The sequence below is a fragment of the Cupriavidus sp. H19C3 genome (genome assembly GCF_049393815.1).
Taxonomy (GTDB): Bacteria; Pseudomonadota; Gammaproteobacteria; order Burkholderiales; family Burkholderiaceae; genus Cupriavidus.
In genome coordinates this window covers 2,315,418-2,337,019 of record NZ_CP184985.1, presented here as the reverse complement: position 1 = coordinate 2,337,019, position 21,602 = coordinate 2,315,418, and the positions used below count along the sequence as shown (strand labels likewise).

The 21,602-nt window shown below is 66.1% G+C and carries 17 protein-coding genes; 8 read left to right on the top strand and 9 right to left on the bottom strand.

The genetic code is table 11. From position 1 onward, the window contains the following. Positions 1-85: 85 nt before the first annotated feature. The 4 genes from lptB to DFLDMN_RS10795 form a co-directional block, all read right to left on the bottom strand. The gene (lptB, locus tag DFLDMN_RS10810; RefSeq protein WP_423194968.1) at positions 86-877 is read right to left on the bottom strand and encodes an LPS export ABC transporter ATP-binding protein; all 792 of its coding nucleotides are present in this window, start codon (positions 875-877) and stop codon (positions 86-88) included. Between the two features lie 31 nt (positions 878-908). Then, entirely contained in the window at positions 909-1,547 is a 639-nt protein-coding gene (gene lptA / locus DFLDMN_RS10805) for a lipopolysaccharide transport periplasmic protein LptA (RefSeq protein ID WP_423194967.1), read from the bottom strand. A gap of 115 nt (positions 1,548-1,662) precedes the next feature. Then, positions 1,663-2,292: an LPS export ABC transporter periplasmic protein LptC gene (gene lptC / locus DFLDMN_RS10800; RefSeq protein ID WP_423194966.1), complete on the bottom strand. Its 630-nt coding sequence runs from the start codon at positions 2,290-2,292 to the stop codon at positions 1,663-1,665. A gap of 31 nt (positions 2,293-2,323) precedes the next feature. Further along, the gene (locus DFLDMN_RS10795; protein WP_423194965.1) at positions 2,324-3,307 is read right to left on the bottom strand and encodes a KpsF/GutQ family sugar-phosphate isomerase; all 984 of its coding nucleotides are present in this window, start codon (positions 3,305-3,307) and stop codon (positions 2,324-2,326) included. Positions 3,308-3,493: 186 nt separating this feature from the next. Here DFLDMN_RS10795 and DFLDMN_RS10790 point away from each other — a divergent pair, with 186 nt between their 5' ends. Beyond that, on the top strand, positions 3,494-5,473 hold the full coding sequence (locus tag DFLDMN_RS10790; RefSeq protein ID WP_423194964.1) for a cation:proton antiporter: 1,980 nt from the start codon (positions 3,494-3,496) through the stop codon (positions 5,471-5,473). 83 nt (positions 5,474-5,556) lie between these two features. Here the strand turns inward: DFLDMN_RS10790 and DFLDMN_RS10785 are convergent, their stop codons facing one another. Then, positions 5,557-6,135 carry a DJ-1/PfpI family protein gene (locus DFLDMN_RS10785; RefSeq protein ID WP_423194963.1) on the bottom strand — a complete coding sequence of 193 codons (579 nt, stop codon included), beginning with the start codon at positions 6,133-6,135 and terminating at the stop codon, positions 5,557-5,559. Between the two features lie 68 nt (positions 6,136-6,203). Here DFLDMN_RS10785 and DFLDMN_RS10780 point away from each other — a divergent pair, with 68 nt between their 5' ends. Both DFLDMN_RS10780 and DFLDMN_RS10775 read left to right on the top strand, forming a co-directional pair. Beyond that, positions 6,204-6,776, top strand: coding sequence for an adenine phosphoribosyltransferase (locus DFLDMN_RS10780; RefSeq protein ID WP_423194962.1), 573 nt, complete (start codon positions 6,204-6,206; stop codon positions 6,774-6,776). 136 nt (positions 6,777-6,912) lie between these two features. Next, positions 6,913-8,604 (top strand): Na/Pi cotransporter family protein, encoded by a 1,692-nt coding sequence (locus DFLDMN_RS10775; RefSeq protein WP_423194961.1) that lies wholly within the window; start codon positions 6,913-6,915, stop codon positions 8,602-8,604. A gap of 57 nt (positions 8,605-8,661) precedes the next feature. Here DFLDMN_RS10775 and uvrA read toward each other — a convergent pair whose 3' ends face one another. Beyond that, a complete protein-coding gene (gene uvrA, locus DFLDMN_RS10770) occupies positions 8,662-11,526 on the bottom strand; it encodes an excinuclease ABC subunit UvrA (protein WP_423194960.1) in 2,865 nt (954 codons plus the stop codon). A gap of 295 nt (positions 11,527-11,821) precedes the next feature. Between uvrA and DFLDMN_RS10765 the strand changes: the two genes are divergently transcribed. Together DFLDMN_RS10765 and DFLDMN_RS10760 are read left to right on the top strand one after the other, a co-directional pair. Further along, the gene (locus tag DFLDMN_RS10765; protein ID WP_423194959.1) at positions 11,822-13,111 is read left to right on the top strand and encodes an MFS transporter; all 1,290 of its coding nucleotides are present in this window, start codon (positions 11,822-11,824) and stop codon (positions 13,109-13,111) included. A 303-nt stretch (positions 13,112-13,414) separates the two neighbouring features. Next, on the top strand, positions 13,415-13,966 hold the full coding sequence (locus tag DFLDMN_RS10760; RefSeq protein WP_423194958.1) for a single-stranded DNA-binding protein: 552 nt from the start codon (positions 13,415-13,417) through the stop codon (positions 13,964-13,966). An 84-nt stretch (positions 13,967-14,050) separates the two neighbouring features. Here the strand turns inward: DFLDMN_RS10760 and DFLDMN_RS10755 are convergent, their stop codons facing one another. The 3 genes from DFLDMN_RS10755 to DFLDMN_RS10745 all read right to left on the bottom strand — a co-directional run bounded on the left by DFLDMN_RS10755 (position 14,051) and on the right by DFLDMN_RS10745 (position 17,620). Then, positions 14,051-16,195, bottom strand: coding sequence for a TonB-dependent receptor (locus DFLDMN_RS10755; RefSeq protein WP_423194957.1), 2,145 nt, complete (start codon positions 16,193-16,195; stop codon positions 14,051-14,053). Between the two features lie 92 nt (positions 16,196-16,287). Then, positions 16,288-16,752, bottom strand: coding sequence for a nickel-responsive transcriptional regulator NikR (nikR, locus tag DFLDMN_RS10750; RefSeq protein WP_423194956.1), 465 nt, complete (start codon positions 16,750-16,752; stop codon positions 16,288-16,290). A 97-nt stretch (positions 16,753-16,849) separates the two neighbouring features. Then, positions 16,850-17,620: a GntR family transcriptional regulator gene (locus DFLDMN_RS10745; RefSeq protein WP_423194955.1), complete on the bottom strand. Its 771-nt coding sequence runs from the start codon at positions 17,618-17,620 to the stop codon at positions 16,850-16,852. A gap of 68 nt (positions 17,621-17,688) precedes the next feature. On the opposite strand from DFLDMN_RS10745, the gene DFLDMN_RS10740 reads away from it, so the two are divergent. The 3 genes from DFLDMN_RS10740 to DFLDMN_RS10730 are packed head-to-tail and all read left to right on the top strand — an operon-like array spanning position 17,689 to position 21,589. Next, entirely contained in the window at positions 17,689-18,447 is a 759-nt protein-coding gene (locus DFLDMN_RS10740) for an enoyl-CoA hydratase/isomerase family protein (RefSeq protein WP_423194954.1), read from the top strand. A gap of 49 nt (positions 18,448-18,496) precedes the next feature. After that, positions 18,497-20,008: an aldehyde dehydrogenase gene (locus DFLDMN_RS10735; protein WP_423194953.1), complete on the top strand. Its 1,512-nt coding sequence runs from the start codon at positions 18,497-18,499 to the stop codon at positions 20,006-20,008. A gap of 18 nt (positions 20,009-20,026) precedes the next feature. Next, complete coding sequence (locus DFLDMN_RS10730) at positions 20,027-21,589, top strand: efflux transporter outer membrane subunit (protein WP_423194952.1); 1,563 nt, start codon at positions 20,027-20,029, stop codon at positions 21,587-21,589. Positions 21,590-21,602: the final 13 nt, after the last annotated feature.

The window sequence follows — 21,602 nt, the reverse complement described above, 5'->3', positions numbered from 1 at the left end:
GGAAATTGCTATCGCCTATCGCTTCAGTTTGGTGATCGTGTTCGGCCGCGGCAGCCGGGTCGCCCGCATTGCCGCGGCAGCGACGTCACATGCGGAAATTCTCGCCCAGGTAGACGCGCCGCACGGACTCGTTGGCGATGATGTCCTCGGGCTGCCCGGCCGCCAGCACGGTGCCCTCGCTGATGATGTAGGCGTGATCGCAGATGCCGAGCGTCTCGCGCACGTTATGGTCGGTAATCAGCACGCCGATGTTGCGGGCCTTGAGGAAGCTGACGATGCGCTGGATTTCACCGACCGCGATCGGGTCCACGCCGGCAAATGGCTCGTCGAGCAGGATGAAGCGCGGCGACGACGCCAGCGCCCGGGCGATTTCCACCCGGCGCCGCTCGCCGCCGGACAGCGACAGGGCCGGATTGTTGCGCAGGTGGGCGATCTGCAGGTCGTCCAGCAGCGTCTCCAGGCGCTTGTTCATCTCGTCCTTCTTGAGCGGCTTGCCGTTCTCGGTCTGCAGCTCCAGCACCGCGCGGATATTTTCCTCGACGTTCAGCTTGCGGAACACCGAGGCTTCCTGCGGCAGGTAGGACAGGCCCATGCGCGCGCGCTCGTGGATCGGCAGGCCGCTGATATGGTCCCCGTCGAGCACGATATCGCCTTCGTCGAGCGCCACCAGGCCGACGATCATGTAGAACGACGTGGTCTTGCCGGCGCCGTTGGGGCCCAGCAGGCCCACCACCTCGCCGCTCTTGACGTCGAGCGACACGTCCTTGACCACGGTGCGCGACCCGTAGCGCTTCTTCAGGTGGCGCACGACCAGCGTGCTGCCGTTGGTGGCGGTGGCGGAGGAAGTCGGCGTGGCGAGCGTGGCGGTATCGTTCATGACTGCGAGGGAGCGGCGCGGACGCCGGTGTTCAGGGCTTGCCCGGCGCGGGCGCCGGCTTCAGGTCGAGAGGGGCGGCCGGTGCGCTGGCCTGGTCCGCGCGCGGCGACAGCACGGCGCGCACACGGCCCGACGGGCTGCCGGCCGAGGTGTTCTCGCCACCGCCGGCGGCCGTGTAGAACTCGTTGCGGCTGTCGTAGGTAATCAGCGCGCCACGGATTTCGTCGATGATCTTGGCGCCGGCCACGCGCGCCGCGCGCGCATGGCCGATCAGGCGCGACAGCTCCTGCTTGCCGTCGTATTCGATGCGGTCGCCCCAGCCGTCGATATATTCGTCCACGCCGTCGCGCTTCTGGCGGATATAGGCCTGCTTGCCGGCCTTGGCGGTGGCGATCGCGTACTGGTAGCCCTCGGGATCGGTGCGCAGCTCGGCCGCGTCCGACTTCAGCACCATGGTTCCCTTGGTCAGCACCACGTTGCCGGTGAGCGTGTAGATCTGCTTGACGTCATCGTAGCTGGCGTTGTCCGCCTCCAGTACCAGCGGCTTGTCCCGGTCCGCGCGCTCGGCCAGGGCGGGTCGCGCCAGCAGCAGGCCAAGCACGGCGACGGAGGCCAGCAGCGCATACGCGGCGGGGTGGCGACGGGACAAAGTCGTCGGGGATGAAGTCATAGCGGCTAGAAAGTGGACAAGGGAGACGGCCTGACACGTTGGCGCAGCTACCGACGGTGAGACGGTGACCGTGACGATGCGGCGATCGTGACGGACGGTGTCGGTACCGCGTTTCTTATGGCTTCTGCGCCTGGCCGGGCGGCGGCACGGTAATGATGGTGCCGCGTACGTTACCCAGCAATTGTACTTCGCGCGTGACGTTGTTGAAGATCAGGCCGTTGGCATTCATGACCGAAGGCCCGCGCGTCAGCTGTACCGGCTGGTTGGTCTTCACGATATCGTCATTGACGAGAAGCTGGAAATATTGCGACGCGGCCGTCATGCGCGGATCCTTGCTCAGGTCCGCGCCGGCCTGGCGCACGATGAACGCGTTGCCGTACAGGTCGATGATCGAGCCTTCCGCGTTCATCACGCCGCGGTCCGCGTTGGCCGTCACCGGCGGGCGGTCCGGCTCGTAGGCGCGCATGGCCGGACGCGTGACCTCGTAGGTCTGGTCGTCCTCGAAATGGATCATCTTGATCCCGGTAAAGCGCAGCTTGGTGCTGCCGTCCTGCGCCAGTTCGGTGGCCGAGAAATTGTCGATGAAGTAGTCCGGCTCGTGGCGCTTGGCGCTGGCGCCGGCTTTTTCCTCGCGCGGCGAGTTGATCTGCACCAGCCAGAATGTGCTGCCGGCCACGATGGCCATGAGCAACAGCGGCAGCAGGCGCATGACGAGCCCGGTAAGACTGGCGATGAGTGCCTGCATGGTGCCTGTGCCTTGCGTGAATTCCGTTGGATCAGATGACCTTGGCGCGCGTCAGGTCATGGATATGGAGCGCCCCGACCAGGCGCTGGTCGCCGTCCACCACCAGCAGCTGGTTGATGCGGTTGGTCTCCATGATCTCCACGGCTTCCACCGCGAGCTGGTCCTGGTTGACCACGCGCGGGTTGTGGTGCATGACCTCGCCGATCGGCACGGTCTGCCAGTCGCGCGGGGTTTCCAGCAGGCGGCGCAGGTCGCCGTCGGTAAAGACGCCGATGGCGCGGCCATCCTCGTCCACCACGGCCGTCATGGCCATGCCCTTGCGGGTGATTTCCATGAGCGCCTGGGCCAGCGGCGTGTTCTCGCGCACCTCGGGCACCGCGTTGCCGGTGCGCATGATGTCGCGCACGTAGGTCAGCAGCTTGCGGCCCAGCGCGCCGCCCGGGTGCGAGCGTGCGAAGTCTTCCTCGCCAAAGCCGCGCAGGTCGAGTACGGCCACGGCGAGCGCGTCGCCCAGGGCGAGCGCGGCGGTGGTGCTCGCGGTGGGGGCCAGGTTGAGCGGGCATGCTTCCTTGTCCACCGCGCCATTGATATGGGCGTCGGACAGTTTGGCCAGGTTGGACTCGGGATTGCCGGTGATCGAGATCAGACGGGTGCCGATGCGCTTGACGATGGGGATGATCGACAGCAGTTCCGCGGTTTCGCCGGAATTGGAGAAGGCGATCAGCACGTCGTCGCGCGTGATCATGCCGAGGTCGCCGTGGCTGGCCTCGGCCGGATGCACGAAGAACGACGGGGTGCCGGTGGAGGCCAGCGTGGCCGCCACCTTGCGGCCGATATGGCCGGACTTGCCGATGCCGGATACCACCACGCGCCCCGTACATTCGAGCACCATCTGCACGGCCAGCGCGAAATCGGGGGTCAGGCGGCCGATCAGCGCCGTGACGGCGTCGGCTTCGGTCTGGAGAGTGTCGCGGCCGAGACGAAGTGCTCGATCCGCATCGAAATTGGCTATCATGGCGACGGAGTATACCAACGAATGCGATGGCGTCTGGACGGGCCGGCATGCCGCACGCGGCGCGGTCCGGGGTCCCGGAGTCCCACCCCCCGGCCACCCCCTTGCCCACCCTTGCCCCCCTTGCCCCCTTGCCGCCCTTGGTCACCCGCCTGGCTCCGGGCCATACAAGCGACACAAGCCTGCCGAATGCATTCTCCGCTGGAACTGACCCTGGTACTGCTGGCCGCCGCCGTGTTTGGCGTGGTGGCCTTCCGTATGCTGCAGCTGCCGCCGATGCTGGGCTACCTCGCGGTCGGCATCCTGATCGGCCCGCACGCGCTCGGCCTCGCCAGCGATTCCGCCCAGACCAAGTACCTGGCGGAGTTTGGCGTGGTGTTCCTGATGTTCTCGATCGGCCTGGAGTTCAGCCTGACCAAGCTGCGCGCGATGCGGCGGCTCGTGTTCGGGCTGGGCGGCTCGCAGGTGGTGCTGTCGATGGTGGTCGTGGTGGCCGCGGGGCTCGCCTTCAACTGGCTGGTGCCGCTCTCGTGGCAGGCCTCGGTGGCGCTCGGCGGGGCGCTCGCGATGTCCTCGACGGCCATCGTCTCCAAAATGCTGGCCGAGCGCATGGAGCTGGAGAGCGAGCACGGTCGCAACATCATCAGCGTGCTGCTGTTCCAGGATCTGGCGGTGGTGCCGTTGCTGATCGTCATTCCGGCGTTGTCGCGCGATCCGGGGGACCTGGTGGCGGCGCTGAGCCTGGCCACGGTCAAGATCGTGCTGGCGCTGACGCTGATCTTCTTTGTCGGCCAGCGCCTGATGAGCCGGTGGTTTCATGTGGTGGCGGCGCGCCGCTCGCAGGAACTGTTCATGCTTAACCTGCTGCTGGTCACGCTGGGCATGGCTGCGCTGACCGAGCGGCTCGGGCTATCGATGGCGCTGGGCGCGTTCATGGCGGGCATGCTGATCTCCGAGACGCCGTACCGGCATCAGGTGGAAGAGGACATCAAGCCGTTTCGCGACGTGCTGCTGGGGCTGTTCTTCGTGACCATCGGCATGCTGCTCAATATCCGCGTGGTGATCGACCACATCTGGCTCGTGCTGGGCCTGCTGGTGGGGCCCACGCTGTTCAAGCTGGTGCTTATCGCGTTTCTGGCGCGCGCCTTCGGCTCGCGGCAGGGGGTGGCTATCCGCACCGGGCTCGGGCTTGCGCAGGCCGGGGAGTTCGGCTTTGTGCTGCTCAACCAGATCGATGGCATGAGTCTGGTGGACCCGGTGCTGATCCAGGTGATCCTCGCCTCGATGCTGCTGTCGATGCTGGTGGCGCCGTTCCTGATCCAGTACAGCGATGCCATCGTGCTGCGCTTTGCCGCCAACGAATGGCTGATGCAGTCGCTCAACATGACGCGCATCGCCGCGCAGAGCCTGCAGACCGAGAAGCACGCGATCATTTGCGGGTTTGGCCGCAGCGGGCAGAACCTGGCCCATATGCTGGAGCGCGAGGGCATCACGTATGTGGCGCTCGATCTCGACCCCGACCGCGTGCGCGAGGCCGCGGCGGCGGGCGACACCGTGGTCTATGGCGATGCGGCGCGGCGCGAGGCGCTGATCGCGGCCGGTATCCATCGCGCCGCGGCGCTGATCGTGACCTACGCCAATACGCCGTCGGCGCTCAAGGTGCTGCACCACGTGCAGGAAGTCGCGCCGGCGCTGCCCGTGATCGTGCGCACGGTAGACGATTCCGAGCTCGACACGCTGCAGAAGGCGGGCGCGACCGAGGTGGTGCCCGAGATCATCGAAGGCAGCCTGATGCTGGCCTCCCACGCGCTGGTGCTGCTGGGCGTGCCGATGCGGCGCGTGGTGCGTGGCGTGCAGGAAGCGCGCGATGCGCGCTACAGCCTGTTGCGCGGCTATTTCCATGGGCGCGACGACGAGGAAGACATGGTCGAGCGCGAGGCGGTGCGCCTGCATGCGGTGTCGCTCGGCCCCGAGCATACGGCCGTGGGCCGGCGGCTGGGCCTGCTGGGGCTGGAGCGCATCGGGGTCGAGGTGAGTGCGGTGCGCCGGCGCGGCATTCCCGCGTTCGACCCGGAGCCGGACACCGTGCTCGAGCCCGGCGATATCGTCGTGTTGCGCGGCACGCCGGAGGCGCTGGAAGCCGCCGAGGAAAGACTGGTGCGGGACTAGCCGGCTGTCCACGGACACCGCGGACCTTTCCCGGTGCCGCGCCTCGGTCATCGCGCCGGCCGCCGCACCGGTCACCGCACCGTTCAGGTTTCGATACGCGTGCCGAGGGCCGTCAGAAACTGCGCCAGCCAGGCCGGATGGGCCGGCCACGCCGGCGCGGTCACGAGGTTGCCATCGGTATGGGCCTGGTCGACGGGAATCTCCGCGTAGGTGCCGCCCGCCAGCCGCACCTCGGGTGCACAGGCCGGATAGGCCGAGCAGGTGCGGCCCTCCAGCACGTTGGCGGCGGCCAGCAACTGCGCGCCATGGCAGACCGCGGCAATCGGCTTGCCGGCGCTGGCGAAGTGCCGCACGATTTCGATCACGCGCGCATCGAGCCGCAGATACTCGGGCGCACGGCCGCCCGGAATGACGAGCGCATCATATGTCGCCGGGTCGACCTCGGCGAAGGTGGCATTGAGCGTGAAATTGTGGCCGCGCTTCTCGGTGTAGGTCTGGTCGCCCTCGAAATCGTGGATGGCGGTGGCACAGTGCTGGCCCGCTTTCCGGTCGGGGCAGACCGCGTGGACGGTATGACCGACCATCTGCAGCGCCTGGAACGGCACCATCGTTTCGTAATCCTCGGCAAAATCGCCAACCAGCATGAGAATCTTCTTTGCCATCGCACTCTCCTGTATGGTTACGGGGTCCTGTAGGGTTACAGGGCAACTCCCCTAAGACTAGATTCTCCATGGCAGATTCCATTATTCAAGCGCCCGATCTCGGTGACGTCACCGGCTACCTGCGCGACCGCATCCGGACGGTCCCGAACTGGCCGCAGCCGGGCGTCATGTTCCGCGATATCACCCCGTTGCTGCAGAGCCCCAAGACGTTGCGCGTGCTGATCGACGTGTTCGTCCATCGCTATATGGACCAGCAGCTGGACCTCGTGGCGGGTATCGATGCGCGCGGGTTCATCCTGGGCTCGATCATTGCGTACGAGCTGAATCTGGGCTTCGTGCCGATCCGCAAGAAGGGCAAGCTGCCATTCCAGACCGTGGCCGAGGAGTACGAACTCGAGTATGGCAGTGCCACCGTCGAAATCCATGCCGATGCCTGCAAGCCGGGCGACCGCGTGCTGCTGATCGACGACCTGATCGCCACCGGCGGCACCATGATGGCCGGGCGCCGGCTGCTCGAGCGGCTGGGCGCGAACGTGATCGAGGGGGCGGCCATCGTCGACCTGCCCGAGCTCGGCGGCTCCAGACTGCTGGCCGCGAGCGGGCTGCCGCTGTTTACCGTATGCAACTTCGAAGGGCATTGAAGCGCGCGTTGCATTGCCCCTGCGGATAGCGGGGCGCATAATGGCCCATTGATAACGACATGGCGACCGGGCGGGCTCCCCCGCGGACGTACTCCCGCACCGTCGCCACCACGTCAAGAAAGGGCAAGGGCGGACGATGGGCGTTCTACTTCATCTGCTTTCCGGCGTGGCGCTCCTGGTCTGGGGCACCAATATCGTCAAGGTAGGCATTCTGCGCGTGTATGGCGCCAATCTGCGCCATGTGCTTTCCGTCAGCGTATCGAATCGGTTCAGCGCCTTTGCCGCCGGCCTGGGCGTGACCGGTCTCGTGCAGAGCAGCAATGCCACGGCCGTGATCGTGAGCTCCTTCGTGGGCCAGGGACTGATCGCCGTGGCGCCCGCGCTCGCCATCATGCTGGGCGCCAACGTGGGTACCGCGCTGATGGTGCAGGTCTTCTCGATGGACCTGTCGTGGCTGTCGCCGCTGCTGATCTTTATCGGCGTGATCCTGCATCTGAGCTGGAAGGGCCAGAAAGCCGGCCATGTGGGCCGCGTGCTGATCGGGCTGGGCCTGATCACCCTCGCGCTGGAACTGATCGCCATCGCCACGCGCCCGGTGGTGCAGGCCGCGGGCGTCAAGGTGCTGTTCAGCACGCTGACCGGCGACGCGACCCTCGACATGCTGATCGGCGCCTTCCTGACCATCCTGTGCTATTCGAGCCTGGCGGTGGTGCTGTTCTGCGGCGCGCTCGCATCCGCCGGCGTGGTGTCGATCCATGTGGCGATGGCGCTGGTGCTGGGCGCCAATCTCGGGTCCGGCATTTCCGCGTTGCTGACCACGTCGGGCAACAACCAGCCGGGCAAGCGCGTGACGCTCGGCAACCTGCTGTCGCGCCTGCTTGGGTGCGTGATCGCGCTGCCGCTGTTGCAGCAGGGCGAGGACGTGCTCAAGCTGATCAGCGCGGACCCGCAGCGGCTGGTGGTCAATTTCCACCTGCTGTTCAATATCGTGCTGGCGATCCTGCTGATCGGCGCAACCGGCCCGCTGGCGCGGCTGTGCGAAGCGATCCTGCCGGGCCGCAACACCGGCGACAGCCAGGTGACGCCGCGCCATCTGGACCCGGCCGCACTGTCCACGCCGACGCTGGCGCTCTCCAACGCCGCGCGCGAGGTGCTGCGCATTGGCGACCGCGTCGAGCAGATGCTGGACAACCTGCTGCGTGTGCTGCGCAACAACGATGCACGTCTGGCCGATGCCACGTGCCGCGTCGACGACGAGGTCGACGACCTCTATACCGCCATCAAGCTCTATCTCACCCGGATCAGCACCGAAGCGCTCGACGAGCACGATGGCCAGCGCTGGACCGAGATCATTTCGCTCACGATCAACCTGGAGCATGCCGGCGATCTGATCGAGCGGATGCTGCTCGATGCCAAGGACAAGAAGATTGCGCACAACCTGCGCTTTTCCGAAGCCGGCATGCAGGAAATCGCCGAGATGCACGCGCGCGTGGTGGCCAACCTGCGGCTCGCGATGTCGGTGTTCCTGACCGGCGACGTGCGCAGCGCGCAGCAGCTGGCGGCGCAGAAGGCCAGCTTCCGCGACCTCGTGCGCCAGTACTCGCGCTCGCATCTGCAGCGCGTGGCGGTGCAGACCGCGGAAAGCATCGAGACCAGCTCGATTCACCTGGACGTGATCAGCGAACTCAAGCGCCTGAATTCGCTGTTCTGCGCCACGGCCTATCCGGTGCTCGAACAGGCGGGCCTGATCAATCGCAGCCGCCTGAAGGAAGACGAGGCCGGCGAGGTCGCGGGTGGCACGACGGCCGCGCAAGTGCACGTGCCTTGAAGGTGCCGATCCCGCGCTGATCGCGTGTGGCCCCGGGGCGGCCCCGGCGCTATGCCATCAGGCGCGCTTGAGCAGCGGCGCCAGGTACTTGCCGGTAAAGCTCGCCTTGCTCTTTGCCACCGCCTCGGGCGTGCCCTTGGCGATCACCTGGCCGCCCCCAGCGCCGCCTTCCGGTCCCATGTCGAGCAGCCAGTCGGCGGTCTTGATGACGTCGAGGTTGTGCTCGATGATCACGACCGTATTGCCCTGGTCGCGCAGCTTGTGGATGACCTTGAGCAGCAGCTCGATATCGTGGAAATGCAGGCCGGTGGTCGGTTCGTCGAGGATATAGAGCGTGCGGCCCGTATCGCGCTTGGACAGCTCCAGCGATAGCTTGACGCGCTGGGCTTCGCCGCCCGACAGCGTGGTGGCGGACTGGCCCAGCCGGATATAGCCGAGGCCGACGTCGAGCAAGGTCTGCAGCTTGCGGCGCACCACCGGCACCGCGCTGAAGAACTCGTGCGCCTGTTCCACCGTGAGGTCGAGCACTTCCGAGATGCTCTTGCCCTTGTACAGCACCTCCAGCGTCTCGCGGTTGTAGCGCTGGCCGTGGCACACGTCGCACGGTACGTACACGTCCGGCAGGAAGTGCATTTCCACCTTGAGCACGCCGTCGCCCTGGCAGGCCTCGCAGCGGCCGCCCTTGACGTTGAACGAAAAGCGGCCCGGATCGTAGCCGCGTTCCTTGGCGGACGGCACGCCCGCGAACAGTTCGCGGATCGGCGTGAACAGGCCCGTGTACGTGGCCGGATTGGAGCGCGGTGTGCGGCCGATCGGGCTCTGGTCCACGTTGATGACCTTGTCGAAATGCTCCAGGCCCTCGATGCGGTCGTGCGCGGCGGGCTCCGGCGTGGAACCATACAGGTGCCGCGCCACCGCGTGATAGAGCGTGTCGTTGATCAGCGTGGACTTGCCCGAGCCCGATACGCCGGTAATGCAGGTAAGCAGGCCGACCGGGATTTCCGCGGTGACGTTGCGCAGGTTGTTGCCGGTGGCATTGACGATGCGCAGCAGGCGCTCGCCGTCCGGTTCGGCGCGGGTGGCGGGTACTTCGATGCGACGCTTGCCGGCCAGGTACTGCCCCGTGAGCGACGCGGCCGAATCCTCGATCTGCGAGGGCGTGCCCTCGGCCACGATCATGCCGCCATGCACGCCGGCACCGGGGCCGATATCGACCACGTAGTCGCTGGCACGGATCATGTCCTCGTCGTGCTCGACCACCAGCACCGAATTGCCGATATCGCGCAGATGCTTGAGCGTGCCGATCAGGCGGTCGTTGTCGCGCTGGTGCAGGCCGATCGACGGCTCGTCCAGCACGTACATGACGCCGGTCAGGCCCGAGCCGATCTGCGAGGCCAGGCGGATGCGCTGCGCCTCGCCGCCCGAGAGCGTATCGGCGCTGCGTTCCAGCGAGAGATAGTCGAGCCCGACGTTGTTCAGGAAGTTCAGGCGCGCGGTAATCTCCTTGACGATCTTGTCGGCGATCTCGCGCTTGGCGCCATGCAGGTTCAGCGTCAGGAAGTAGGTCAGGGCGTCGCGCAGCGGCCAGCCGTTGATCTCGAAGATCGCGCGCGCCTGCTCGTCGTCGCCCACCTTGACGTGGCGTGCCTCGGTGCGCAGGCGGGTGCCATGGCAGGCCGGGCAGGGCTGGTTGTTCTGGTACTTGGCCAGTTCCTCGCGCACGGCCACCGAATCGGTTTCGCGATAGCGGCGCTCCAGGTTCGGGATGATGCCCTCGAACACGTGGGCGCGTACCGTGGTCCGGCCCTTCTCGTTGATATAGGTGAACGGAATCTCTTCCTCGCCCGAGCCATGCAGCACGACTTCCTGCACCTTGGCCGGCAGTTCCTCGAACGCGGTCTCGGTGTCGAAGTCGTAGAACGCGGCCAGGCTCTGCAGCATCTGGAAGTAGAACTGGTTGCGGCGGTCCCACCCCTTGATGGCCCCGGAGGCCAGCGACAGGTTTGGAAACGCCACCACGCGCTTGGGATCGAAGAACGTGATCTGGCCCAGGCCGTCGCAGCTCGGGCAGGCGCCCATCGGGTTGTTGAACGAGAACAGGCGCGGCTCGAGTTCCTGCAGCGAATACGAGCAGATCGGGCAGGCGAAGCGCGAGCTGAACACATGCTCGTGCCCGCTATCCATCTCGAGCGCGATCGCGCGGCCGTCCGCCAGGCGCAGCGCGGTCTCGAACGACTCGGCCAGGCGCTGCTTGATGTCGGCACGCACCTTGACGCGGTCAACCACCACCTCGATGGTGTGCTTCTCGGTTTTCTTGAGCCTGGGCAGCTGGTCGACCTCGTACACCTTCGCCTCGGCCTCGTGCGCGGTGCCGCCGCCCGAGCGGATGCGGAAGCGCACAAAGCCCTGCGCCTGCATCGAGTCGAACAGGTCCGAATGCTCGCCCTTGCGGTCGGCGACCACGGGCGCCAGGATCATCAGCTTGGTGTCCTCGGGCAGCGCAAGTGCCGCATCCACCATTTGCGACACGCTCTGGGCCTGCAGTGCGATGCCGTGGTCCGGGCAGTAGGGGGTGCCGGCACGCGCGAACAGCAGACGCAGGTAGTCGTGGATTTCCGTCACCGTGCCCACGGTCGAGCGCGGATTGTGGCTGGTGGCCTTTTGTTCGATCGAGATGGCCGGCGAGAGTCCCTCGATCAGGTCCACGTCCGGCTTTTCCATCAGTTGCAGGAACTGGCGCGCGTAGGCCGACAGCGACTCCACGTAACGGCGCTGGCCCTCCGCGTAGAGCGTGTCGAACGCCAGCGACGACTTGCCCGAGCCGGACAGGCCCGTGATCACGATCAGCTTGTTGCGCGGCAGGTCGAGATTGATGTTCTTCAGGTTGTGGGTACGCGCCCCGCGGATCTTGATTTCTTCCATATGTGCCTAAAGCAACGCCTGAAACGCCCGGATAAAGGGACGAAATAAGGGACGAAAAAGGGCCGCAAACCTGCCGCATCCCTTGCCCTGTCTGCGCTGGCAGCCACTGCGGGTGACCCCGGAAGCGCGGGGGAGCAAACCTGCTAATATACCGAACTTCGGTTTCCGGGGTTGCCCGGCAAAAGACGGACCGAATGACGGAGCGAACCATTGGCCGAAGCGCTGGCCAAACGATCGTTCCCACCTCGGGTCCAGGCGAGGTCTGACCGAACCAGCTTCCCTTCCTACGATCGCAATGCCGTCGATCCCCTCTTCCTCCCGTTCTGCCACCCCCGCGGCGACTGCCGCCGCCGCTCCCAATGACCCGGCCGGCCAGGACACCAGTGCGTCCGCAACCCGCGACCGCATGACCCGAAGCGAGTTGCGTGCCAGTCTCTCGCTGGCAAGCATCTTCGCGCTGCGCATGCTGGGTCTGTTTCTGATCCTGCCGGTCTTTGCCGAATACGCGCGCGGTCTGCCCGACGGGCACGACGCCCAGCGCGTGGGCCTGGCGATGGGCATTTATGGGCTGATGCAGGCGTTTCTTCATATCCCGCTGGGCTGGTTGTCCGACCGCGTGGGACGCAAGCCGGTCATGGTGGGCGGCCTGATTTTGTTCGTGGCAGGCGCGGCCATCGCCGCGTGGTCCGATACGCTGACCGGCATCACCATCGGGCGCGCCTTGCAGGGTACCGGTGCGATCTCGGCGGCCATCACCGCCTGCATTGCCGACCTCACGCGCGAACGTCATCGCACCAAGGCCATGGCGATGGTGGGCGGCAGTATCGGCCTGACGTTTGCACTGTCATTGATCATCGCGTCGCCGTTGCTGCACAGCATTGGCATGTCCGGCATCTTTGGCCTGATGGCGGTGCTGGGCGTGGTGGCCATTGGCGTGACGCTGTTTATCGTGCCGGCCCCGCCGCCCGCGCATCCGGTGCAGTTGCCCTTCCGCAAGGTGCTGCTCAATGGCGATCTGGCCCGCCTCAACGTAGGCGTGCTGGCGCTCCATGCCAGCCAGGTGGCGATGTTCATGGTGGTGCCCGCCATGTTGTCCGACGCGGGCATGCCGCTCGACCAGCACTGGAAGGTCTACCTGCCGGTGGTGCTGGTGTCGTTTGTGCTGATGCTTGGCCCGATGATGGCGGCGGAGCGTTACGGTCGCGTACGCGTGGTGCTGCTGAGCTCGGTGGCGCTGATGACGGTGGTGCAGTTGCTGTTCGCGGCGGTGCACGGCTTGTGGCCGATCGTCGGCGTCCTGCTGCTGTTCTTCTTGGCCTTCAACGTGCTCGAGGCCATGCAGCCGTCGCTGGTGTCGCGCTACGCCGCCGCCAGCCGCGGTGCCGCACTTGGCGTGTATAACACCACGCAAGCCATGGGGCTGTTTCTGGGCGGTGTGGCGGGCGGCTGGCTGCTCAAGCATGAAGGGCGCGCCGCCGTGTTCATCGGCTGCGCGGCGGTCCTGCTCTGCTGGCTTATAATCGCCTGGAGCATGAAAGCGCCCCCTGCCCGTGGCCACGTCGAAGCGCCCTCCGTGGCGGCTTGAAGACACCCGTGCCGCAGGCAGCGCGCAAGTCGAGATTTCCAAGCAGTTTGGGTTTAGCATGAGCGCGCACCCGGCCTGAACCATGATGCCGGGGGCGCGTTTTTTGTTAACTGTGGTGGTTCACTGTGGTGGTTCACTGTGGTGGGTCACTGTGGTGGTTCACGGTGGTGGTTAACGTAGTGCGTTGTTGCAGCGGGTACGCCTAGACCAGCAGGTGCGGCCGGACTTTCCCGGCCGCGATTCATTATTTACTGAGACATTTCTTGCCACCTCGGATGAGGTGGTCCTTCGGAGAACATTCACATGGCATCGGTCAACAAAGTCATCCTCGTCGGCAACCTGGGCGCCGACCCGGAAACCCGCTACATGCCCAGTGGCGACGCCGTGACCAACATCCGGCTGGCCACCACGGACCGCTACAAGGACAAACAGAGCGGCGAGTTCAAGGAAGCCACCGAGTGGCACCGCATCGCGTTCTTCGGCAAGCTGGCGGAGATCGCCGGCCAGTATCTGAAGAAGGGCTCGTCGGTCTATATCGAAGGCCGCATCCGCACGCGCAAGTGGCAGGACCAGTCGGGCCAGGACAAGTACAGCACCGAAATCGTGGCCGACCAGATGCAGATGCTCGGCGGCCGCGCGCAAGGTGGCGGCGACGAGGGCGGCTACGGTGGCGGTGGCGGCGGCTACAGCCGTGAATCGTCGGGCGGCGGTGGCGGTGGTGGTTACGGTGGTGGCCGTGGCCAGGGCCAGGGCGGTGGTGGCGGCGGCGGCCAGGGTGGCCAGGGTGGCCAGCGCCGTCAGCAACAGGCGCCGTCGAACGGGTTCGAGGATATGGACGACGATATTCCGTTCTAAAACCTGCCTCGTTGTATTTTGGGGTGATTGAAGCCCGCCAGGCGTGACGCCGGCGGGCTTTTTCATTTGCCACCACAGAGGTCTTCAGAAGTTCCAGAGCATGCCTACGCGGAACGTTCTTGGCTCGGCCGGGTGGATGTGGTGGTCGTTGATGCCCGTGGCGACACCGTTCGCATCCAGCGGCGAGGTCTCGCCCTTGAGCAGCGAGGCGTAGTAGTAGTCGATGTCGTTCACGCGCTTGCCCAGCACATTGAGCACTTCAGCAAACACACGCACGTCCTTCATGATGCGATAGCCCACCTTCATGTTGACCAGAAACGAGGAGGCCGAGCGGACACTGTTGTCCTCGACCAGGGGGCGTGGGCCGAAGTAGCGGGCGCGCGCGCCGAACGACCAGCGGCCCCGGTTGAGCGATGCGCCCATCGATGCCGTGGTCTGGATCGACTCGGGTATGTACTGGCCAGCCTCGTTAAAGTCGCGGTAACGCGCGCGCGAGAATGCGGCGTCCGCGTCGAGGATGAGTCCGGCCAGGGGACCGTCCTTCGGCGCATAGTAGCCTGCCAGTTCGACGCCGGTGCGGCGGCTCGCCGGCCCGGGCTCAGTGGTGCCGCTGTCGCCTGAGTAGACCAGTTCGGAGCCAATGTCGAGGCGCCACAGCGATGCCGAAAGCTGCAGGCCCGGGGCCAGGCGCGAGGTGCGCACCCCGACCTCGTAGCCCGTTGCGGGCACCAGCACGCTCACGCGCTGGGCTGGATCTCCGGTGACGGGATCGACGGTCGTGGTGGCGCCGCGGACGTCGTTGCTGTGATAGCCGCGCCCCCAGTTGAGGAATACTTCGGTCTGCGCTGCCGGCGAGACAATGAGGCTTAACTTCGGGCTGACGATGTGGTCGGTACCGTTGCCGGAATTGAGCGGATTGCTGCTGGAGACGCCGTACCAGAACTGGTCCGTGCGCAGGCCGGCAACGGTGCGCAGCCAAGGCAGCCATTCCGTCGTGTTGCGCAGGTACAGCGCGGCACTGGTTTCGTTGACGGTATCCGTGCGTACGCGCTCGTAGACCTGACGCGCCTCGGTGTTGGATAGCGAGACGGGGTCAAGCCGGTCATAGCGAACCTGTGCGCCAAACTCGGTCTCGGTGTCTCGCTGGCCAAGCTTGCCGAACCAGAGCTGCGACGCGCTGATGCCCGTGGTGACGCGGTTCTCGAATTGCTCGAACTGGTCGCCGCGCTCGGGATTGTTCAGCGCGTAAGTGAAGTTCGAGAATAGCTGCAACCGGCTCTTGATGACATAGACGTTGGCCTTGAACAGGCCGTCGTCCAGCGGCTTGAGCCAGTCGGCGGACAGGCTGTAGCGTGACGAGTAGCCGCCGTCGGTCGGATCGATATTGCCCCAGCGCGAGATCAGACCGTCGTTGACGGCGCGCGAGGGGACCTGGTCGGTCGAGTCCCAGCTGTTGCGGTAAGCCATCGCGGTAATGCCGACCTGCTCGCCGCCGCCGAGCGGCACGTTGTAGCGCAGCACGCCGTTGAGCTTGCGCACGCCCTCGGGCATGTCCCACGGGCCGTTCTGGTTGAGCAGCTCGAAGCCGTAGAGCACCGTGCCGGCACGCACCTGACTGGAGTTGGCGACGACCGCGCGCCGATACTGATGCTGGCCAAACTCCAGTTGGGCCATGCCTTGAGGCAAGCTCGACACGTAGTCCATGGACACCGCGCCGGCAGTGGCGAAGTCGCCTTGCTCGGCAAAGTACGGGCCCTTGCTGTAGGCGATGCCATTGACCAGCTCGGGGATCACGAAGTTGAGGTCGGTATAGCCCTGGCCGTGCGCGTGCGTTCGCATGTTGACCGGCATGCCTGCCACGGTGGTGGCCAGGTCGGTACCGTGGTCCAGATTGAAGCCGCGCAGGAAGTACTGGTTCGCCTTGCCGTCTCCGCTGTGCTGCGTGACGATCAGGCCGGGCACGGTCTCGAGCAGTTCGGCTGGGCGCAGCAAGGGGCGATTCTCCAGCTGCTCGCGCGTGACGAAGCCCTGGTTGGCTGCCACGCCCTGCGCCGAGGTGGTAGGCGGTGCGCTGGTCGCCCGAACGGTGATGACGGGAAGGTCCGCCTGCTGCAATCCGCCAGCGGCGGCAAGCAACGGGATGCTCAGTACGCCAGCCGCAATGGCTGGAAGGACCAATTTGTCCTGGCGCGTCTCCGGCGCGCGGCCCCGGAAGGTGGATCGACTCATGTTTTTGTTTTGCGAAAATGTATGAAGAATTACGCAAACTTCATACCATGAGCCGCGCCCCGAAATGGTGCGCAAATGGTGCGCCTATGTCGCTATCGCTTTGGTCGGTCAGGGTGGTGATGCGGGTGCGCGTGTGACGCGTGTCGCATCGGGTCGGGCTCCGTCATGACGAGGTTCAGGTGCGCCTGGCGTACACCGCGCTCGGTGCTGATCGCGTTGGCGAGCTTGCGCACGGCACTGGCCGGTCCCTTCAGGATCACGGTCTCGAAGCAGGCGTCCCGATCGAGGTGGGCATGCATGGTCGACACCGTGAGGTCGTGGTGATCGTGCTGGATGCCATTGAGCCGCTCGGCAAGGTCGCGCTCGTGATGGTTGTAGACGTAGGACAGGTTTGCAACGCATGGGCCGTCTGCGTCTACCGATTCGCGCCAGTGATCCAGGTGGCCGCGCAGGATGTCGCGCACGGCCTCGGACCGGTTGCCGTAGCCCCGCTCGGAAATCAGTCGATCGAACTCGGTGGCAAGGGCGTCGTCGAGGGAGATGGTGAACCGTTCCATGACATTGGCTGGAATTGCGAATTGGTGAAGTTACCATGCGCGACCGACGGTTTGGCCACGAGCGCGTTCGCCCGCACCGGGCTCGCAAGACGAGCGCTCACACTTCCCCGTGCTTGAGCACATCGAGCGCGGCCGCACAGGCGCCGCGCAGTTGCTCGCGCATGAGCGCCTGGACGTTGTCCGACTGCTGGACGATGGCGTCGCGGATGCGGACGGACTGATCGAATGAGGCGCGCATGCGGCCGCCGTGGGCCATGGCGATGCGTCGCAGCCGTCGGACCGGACCGATCAGGCTCAGGTGGGTCTCCTGCAGCGTGCGGTTATCCGCGATCTTCATCACGATGGTGTAGAAGCGGTCGAGCGCGTCGACATACGCACTGGCATCGCCGGCGTCCAGCGCCACGCGCATCGCGGCCAGTACGTCATCGAGCTGCGCGGCGCCGAGTGGATTGATACGATCCGCTGCCTCCTGCACGGCGAGGCATTCCAGCGCGGCGCGCACCGTATAGATTTCTTCCACATCCCTGGGCGTCACGGTGCGGACATGCGCGCCGATGCGCGGCAGGATCGTCACCAGACCTTCGCGCTCCAGTTGCGTGAACGCCTCCCGCATCGGCGTGCGGCTGACATTGAGCTGCTTGGCAATCTGGACTTCCGACAAACGGCTGCCCGGGACGAGCACGCCGTCCACGATGGCCTCGCGCAGCGCCGGTACGACCAGTCCTTCGCTCAGGGAGTCGCTTAACGCGGGGTTGGCGCGCAGACGCTCGTGATACTTGCTTGCAATGGCCTCCAGCGTCTGGGCCTTGCCGCGTGGGGTGGCATCGCGCCGCTCGCTCTGTGCGCGCATGGTTTTGGTGGACGGCATTTGACTTCTCCCGAATCGTTGTATACCCTGTATACAGGGTATTCGCAGTATACACGATGGAGGCGCATATGGTGCCAGATTCGTTTTCACAGCCAGTGCTGATCGAGCGTAGCGGGGGTGTCCTGACGTTTACGCTGAACCGACCCGAGGCGGGCAACGAGGTTTCAGGCCCGATGTTCGCGGCGATGCTGGCGGCCCTGCGCGCCGAAGTCGCACAGCCGGCCGCACGCGTGCTGCGACTGCGCGCCGCGGGCGACCTGTTCTGCATCGGCCGCGAACGCTCGGGGCGCGACGCGCAAGCGGTGCATGGCGAGGTAAGCCAGCTGATCGAGCTGAAACGGCTGCTGCGCTCCACATCCCTGATCTCCATTGCGCAGGTCCAGGGCGACGCCTTGGGATTCGGCTTCGGGATTGCGATTCTTTGCGACTTCACCCTCGTGTCGTCGCAGGCGGCCCTTGGCTTTCCGGAAATGCGCAAAGGGTTGCCGCCCGCCGCCATCATGGCCTACCTCGGTAGTTACGGTCTGCCCAAGCAGCTGTTTCCGATGCTGCTGTTCGGCGACGCCATGACGCCTGCCGACGCATTGCACGCCGGCCTGATCACGCAGATCGCGGAACCGGCACACCTGCAGTCCGCTGCCGATGCGCTGATCGCGCGCATCGGCGGGCTCGACGACGCCGGCGCGCGCCAGTGCAAGGCGTTTTTCCAGGCCGCGCAGGAAGCCTCGGTCGAACAGAATTTCCGCTGCGCGACCGAGCTGCTGACGGCCACCAGCCTCCGCATCATGCAACGTCATCGCACCACCTCGACGCGTCGAGGCGAGTGACCGCTGCCCGCGACGTGATCCGGCTTGTGTTGTCCTCGAAGGAAATACCATGAACACCCCCCACACCATGCATCATGAAGCCCGGCTCTTCATCGATGGCGAATGGACCGGTGCCGCCGACGGCCGCACGCTGAATATCGTCAACCCTGCCACCGGCGCGTCCATCGGCGTGCTTGCCGTGGCCGCCGCACAAGACGTCGAGCATGCGGTGCGCGCGGGGCACGACGCATTCGCGCGAGGCGTGTGGCGCGAGATGCGGATCCAGCAGCGCGCGCGCGTGCTCAACCGTTTTGCCGACCTGTTCGAGGCCGACCTGGAGCACTTCTACCGGCTGGAGACCCTGAACAACGGCAGACCGATCCGCGAGACGCGCGCGCAGATCGGGCGCCTGCCGCAGTTCTACCGGTATTTCGCCGCGCTGGCGCTGACGCGGCGCAGTGACGTGATCCCGGTCGAAGGCCCGTACCTCTGCTACACGCAGCGCGCGCCGCTCGGGGTGGTGGCGCTGATGACGTCGTTCAACCACCCGCTGATGATTCTGTCGAAGAGTCTTGCCCCGGCGCTCGCCACCGGCAACAGCGTGGTGATCAAGGCGTCCGAGCAGACCCCGCTGACCACGGTGCGGCTGGTGCGCCTGCTGCAGGAGGCCGGTGTGCCGAAGGGCGTGGTCAATGTCGTCAATGGCCCAGGCAACGAGACGGGGGCGGCGCTGGCCAGGCACCCGCTGATTCGCAAGATCGTCTTTACCGGCGGCACGGAGGTCGGACGCGCCATCGGCGAGGCCGCCGCGCGCAACTTTGCGCTGACGACGCTGGAGCTCGGTGGCAAAGGCGCAGTCATCGTGTTCGACGACTTCGATCTGGAGCGCGCGATCAATGGGGCCGCCTTTGCGGCATTTATCGGCGCCGGCCAGACCTGCGTATGCGGCGCGCGGATTCTCGTGCACAAGTCCATCTACCCGGCCTTTCTTGCGCGCTTTCGCGAGAAGGTCGCCGCGATTCGCGTGGGCGATCCGGCCGACGTCCGCACTCAGCTCGGCCCGGTGATCTCCGCACGGTCGCGCGAGCGGATTTTCGGCATGCTCGGGCGCGCCACCGGGGACGGCGCGAAAGTGCTGACCGGGGCGGGCATTCCGGCAGGCTTTCCGCATGGCTTCTTTATCGAACCGACGGTGCTCCATGACGTCGATCCGCGCTGCGAGATCGCGCAGGAGGAGGTGTTCGGTCCGGTGACCGTGGTCATGCCGTTCGACGACGAAGCCGATGCGCTGCGCATTGCCAACGGCACGAAGTTTGGCCTGGCCGCATCGATCTGGACGCAGGATGTCGCCCGCGCGCACCGCATGGCCGGCAAGCTCGACTTCGGTCTGGTGTGGGTGAACGATCATCACCGGCTTGACCCCGCGTCGCCATGGGGCGGATTCAAGCAAAGCGGCGTGGGCCGCGAAACCGGCATCGAATCGTTCGATCAGTTCAGCGAGCCGCGCGCGGTCACGCTCAACACGTCGGGCGAGACCCCCGACTGGTATGCCGACGATGGCGAGCCGAAGCGCCTGAACTGAGCGGAAGGCTCCGACCCAATGCGCGTAACGAACCATCCGCGCCGCGTCGCGTTTGGGCGCAGCGATGACGACAGCGTGGCGTGCGGGCCGCGCGCGCGGACTCTTGCGCTCACCGTCGCGCTGTCCGTGTCGCTCGCCGCGTGCGCGGTGGGCCCGGACTATCGCAGGCCCGCCGTACCGATTCCCGACAGCTTCAAGGAAGGTGTGAGCTGGCAGCGCGCGCAAGCGAATCCCGCCGCGTCGATTTCGAGTACATGGTGGCGCATGTACGACGATGCCAAACTCAACGGACTGGTGGAGCGGGCCTTGCGCGCGAACCAGTCCATCGTCGCCGCCGAAGCCGCATATCGCGTCGCGCTGGCGACCGTGCAAGCCAACGACGCCGCGCTGTTCCCGGTGGTGACGGCCGGGGGCTCGGGGGCGCGTACGGGCATCGGCAGCAATGTGAGCCAGACCGGAGCGGGAACCTCCATGCCGGGCAGAAGCGCGGTGCCTGGCGTATTCAATAGCGTGAGTGCGACGGTATCGGTGACGTGGGAGCTTGACTTGTGGGGCGCAATCCGCCGCCAGATCGAAGCGGCAAAGACGAGCGCACAGGCAAGCGACGCCCAGCTCGCCGGCGTGCGCCTGTCGATCGCCGCCAGCGTGGTCAACAGCTATTTCGCGCTGCGGCAGGCGGACGACGACATCGCCTCGCTGACGCAGCAGCAGGATATCGACGGCAGGATTCTGGAGATGACACGCGCGTCCTTCCGCGACGGGGCATCGTCGAGCAACGACGTGCTGGTCGCCCAGGACGTGCTGGAGGCGGTCGTCTCGAATCTCCAGACGACGCGCATCCTGCGCGAGCAGGACGAGCATGCGCTGGCCGTGCTGACCGGCGTAGCGCCCGCCTCGTTTGGGGTCGCACCGGACCCGTCGTACGTATTTCACGCGCCGGAGGTACCGCTCGAGCTGCCATCCCGGTTGCTCGAGCGGCGCTACGACGTGGTCAGCGCCGAGCGCCTCGCGGCCGCGGCAAACGCCCGCATCGGTGCGGCGGAGGCGGCGTTCTTCCCCAGCCTCACGCTCTCCACCTCGGGCGGCTTCCAGAGCAATACGTTTGCGAGCCTGTTCGCGTTGCCAAGCCGGTTCTGGACCCTTGGCCCGGTCCTCGCGCAGACGATCTTCGATGCCGGCGTGCGCAGCGCGGCGCTGCATGCCGCGCGCGCGGGCTATGACCAGCAGGTGGCGACCTATCGCAACACGGTGCTCACCGCGTTCCAGAGCGTCGAAGACAGCCTGTCGTCGGTGAATCATCTGCGCACGCAGGAACAGTCCGCCGCCGACATCCTCGACCGCAACCGGCAACTGTTTGCCAGCGTGCAGGCGCAACGCGCCATCGGCACCGCGAGCGAGCAGGATCTGCTCAATCAGCAGCTCACGCTGGTGGAGGCCCGGCAGAGCCTGCGCGACGCGCAGTCGGCGCTTGCGCAGAGCGACGTGACGCTGATCAAGAACCTCGGCGGCGGTTGGGACGCCTACGGCACCAGTACGGTGTCGATGGCCACTCATGAGCCTGACGGGCATGCACGGCCTTGAGCCGGACTGGAGT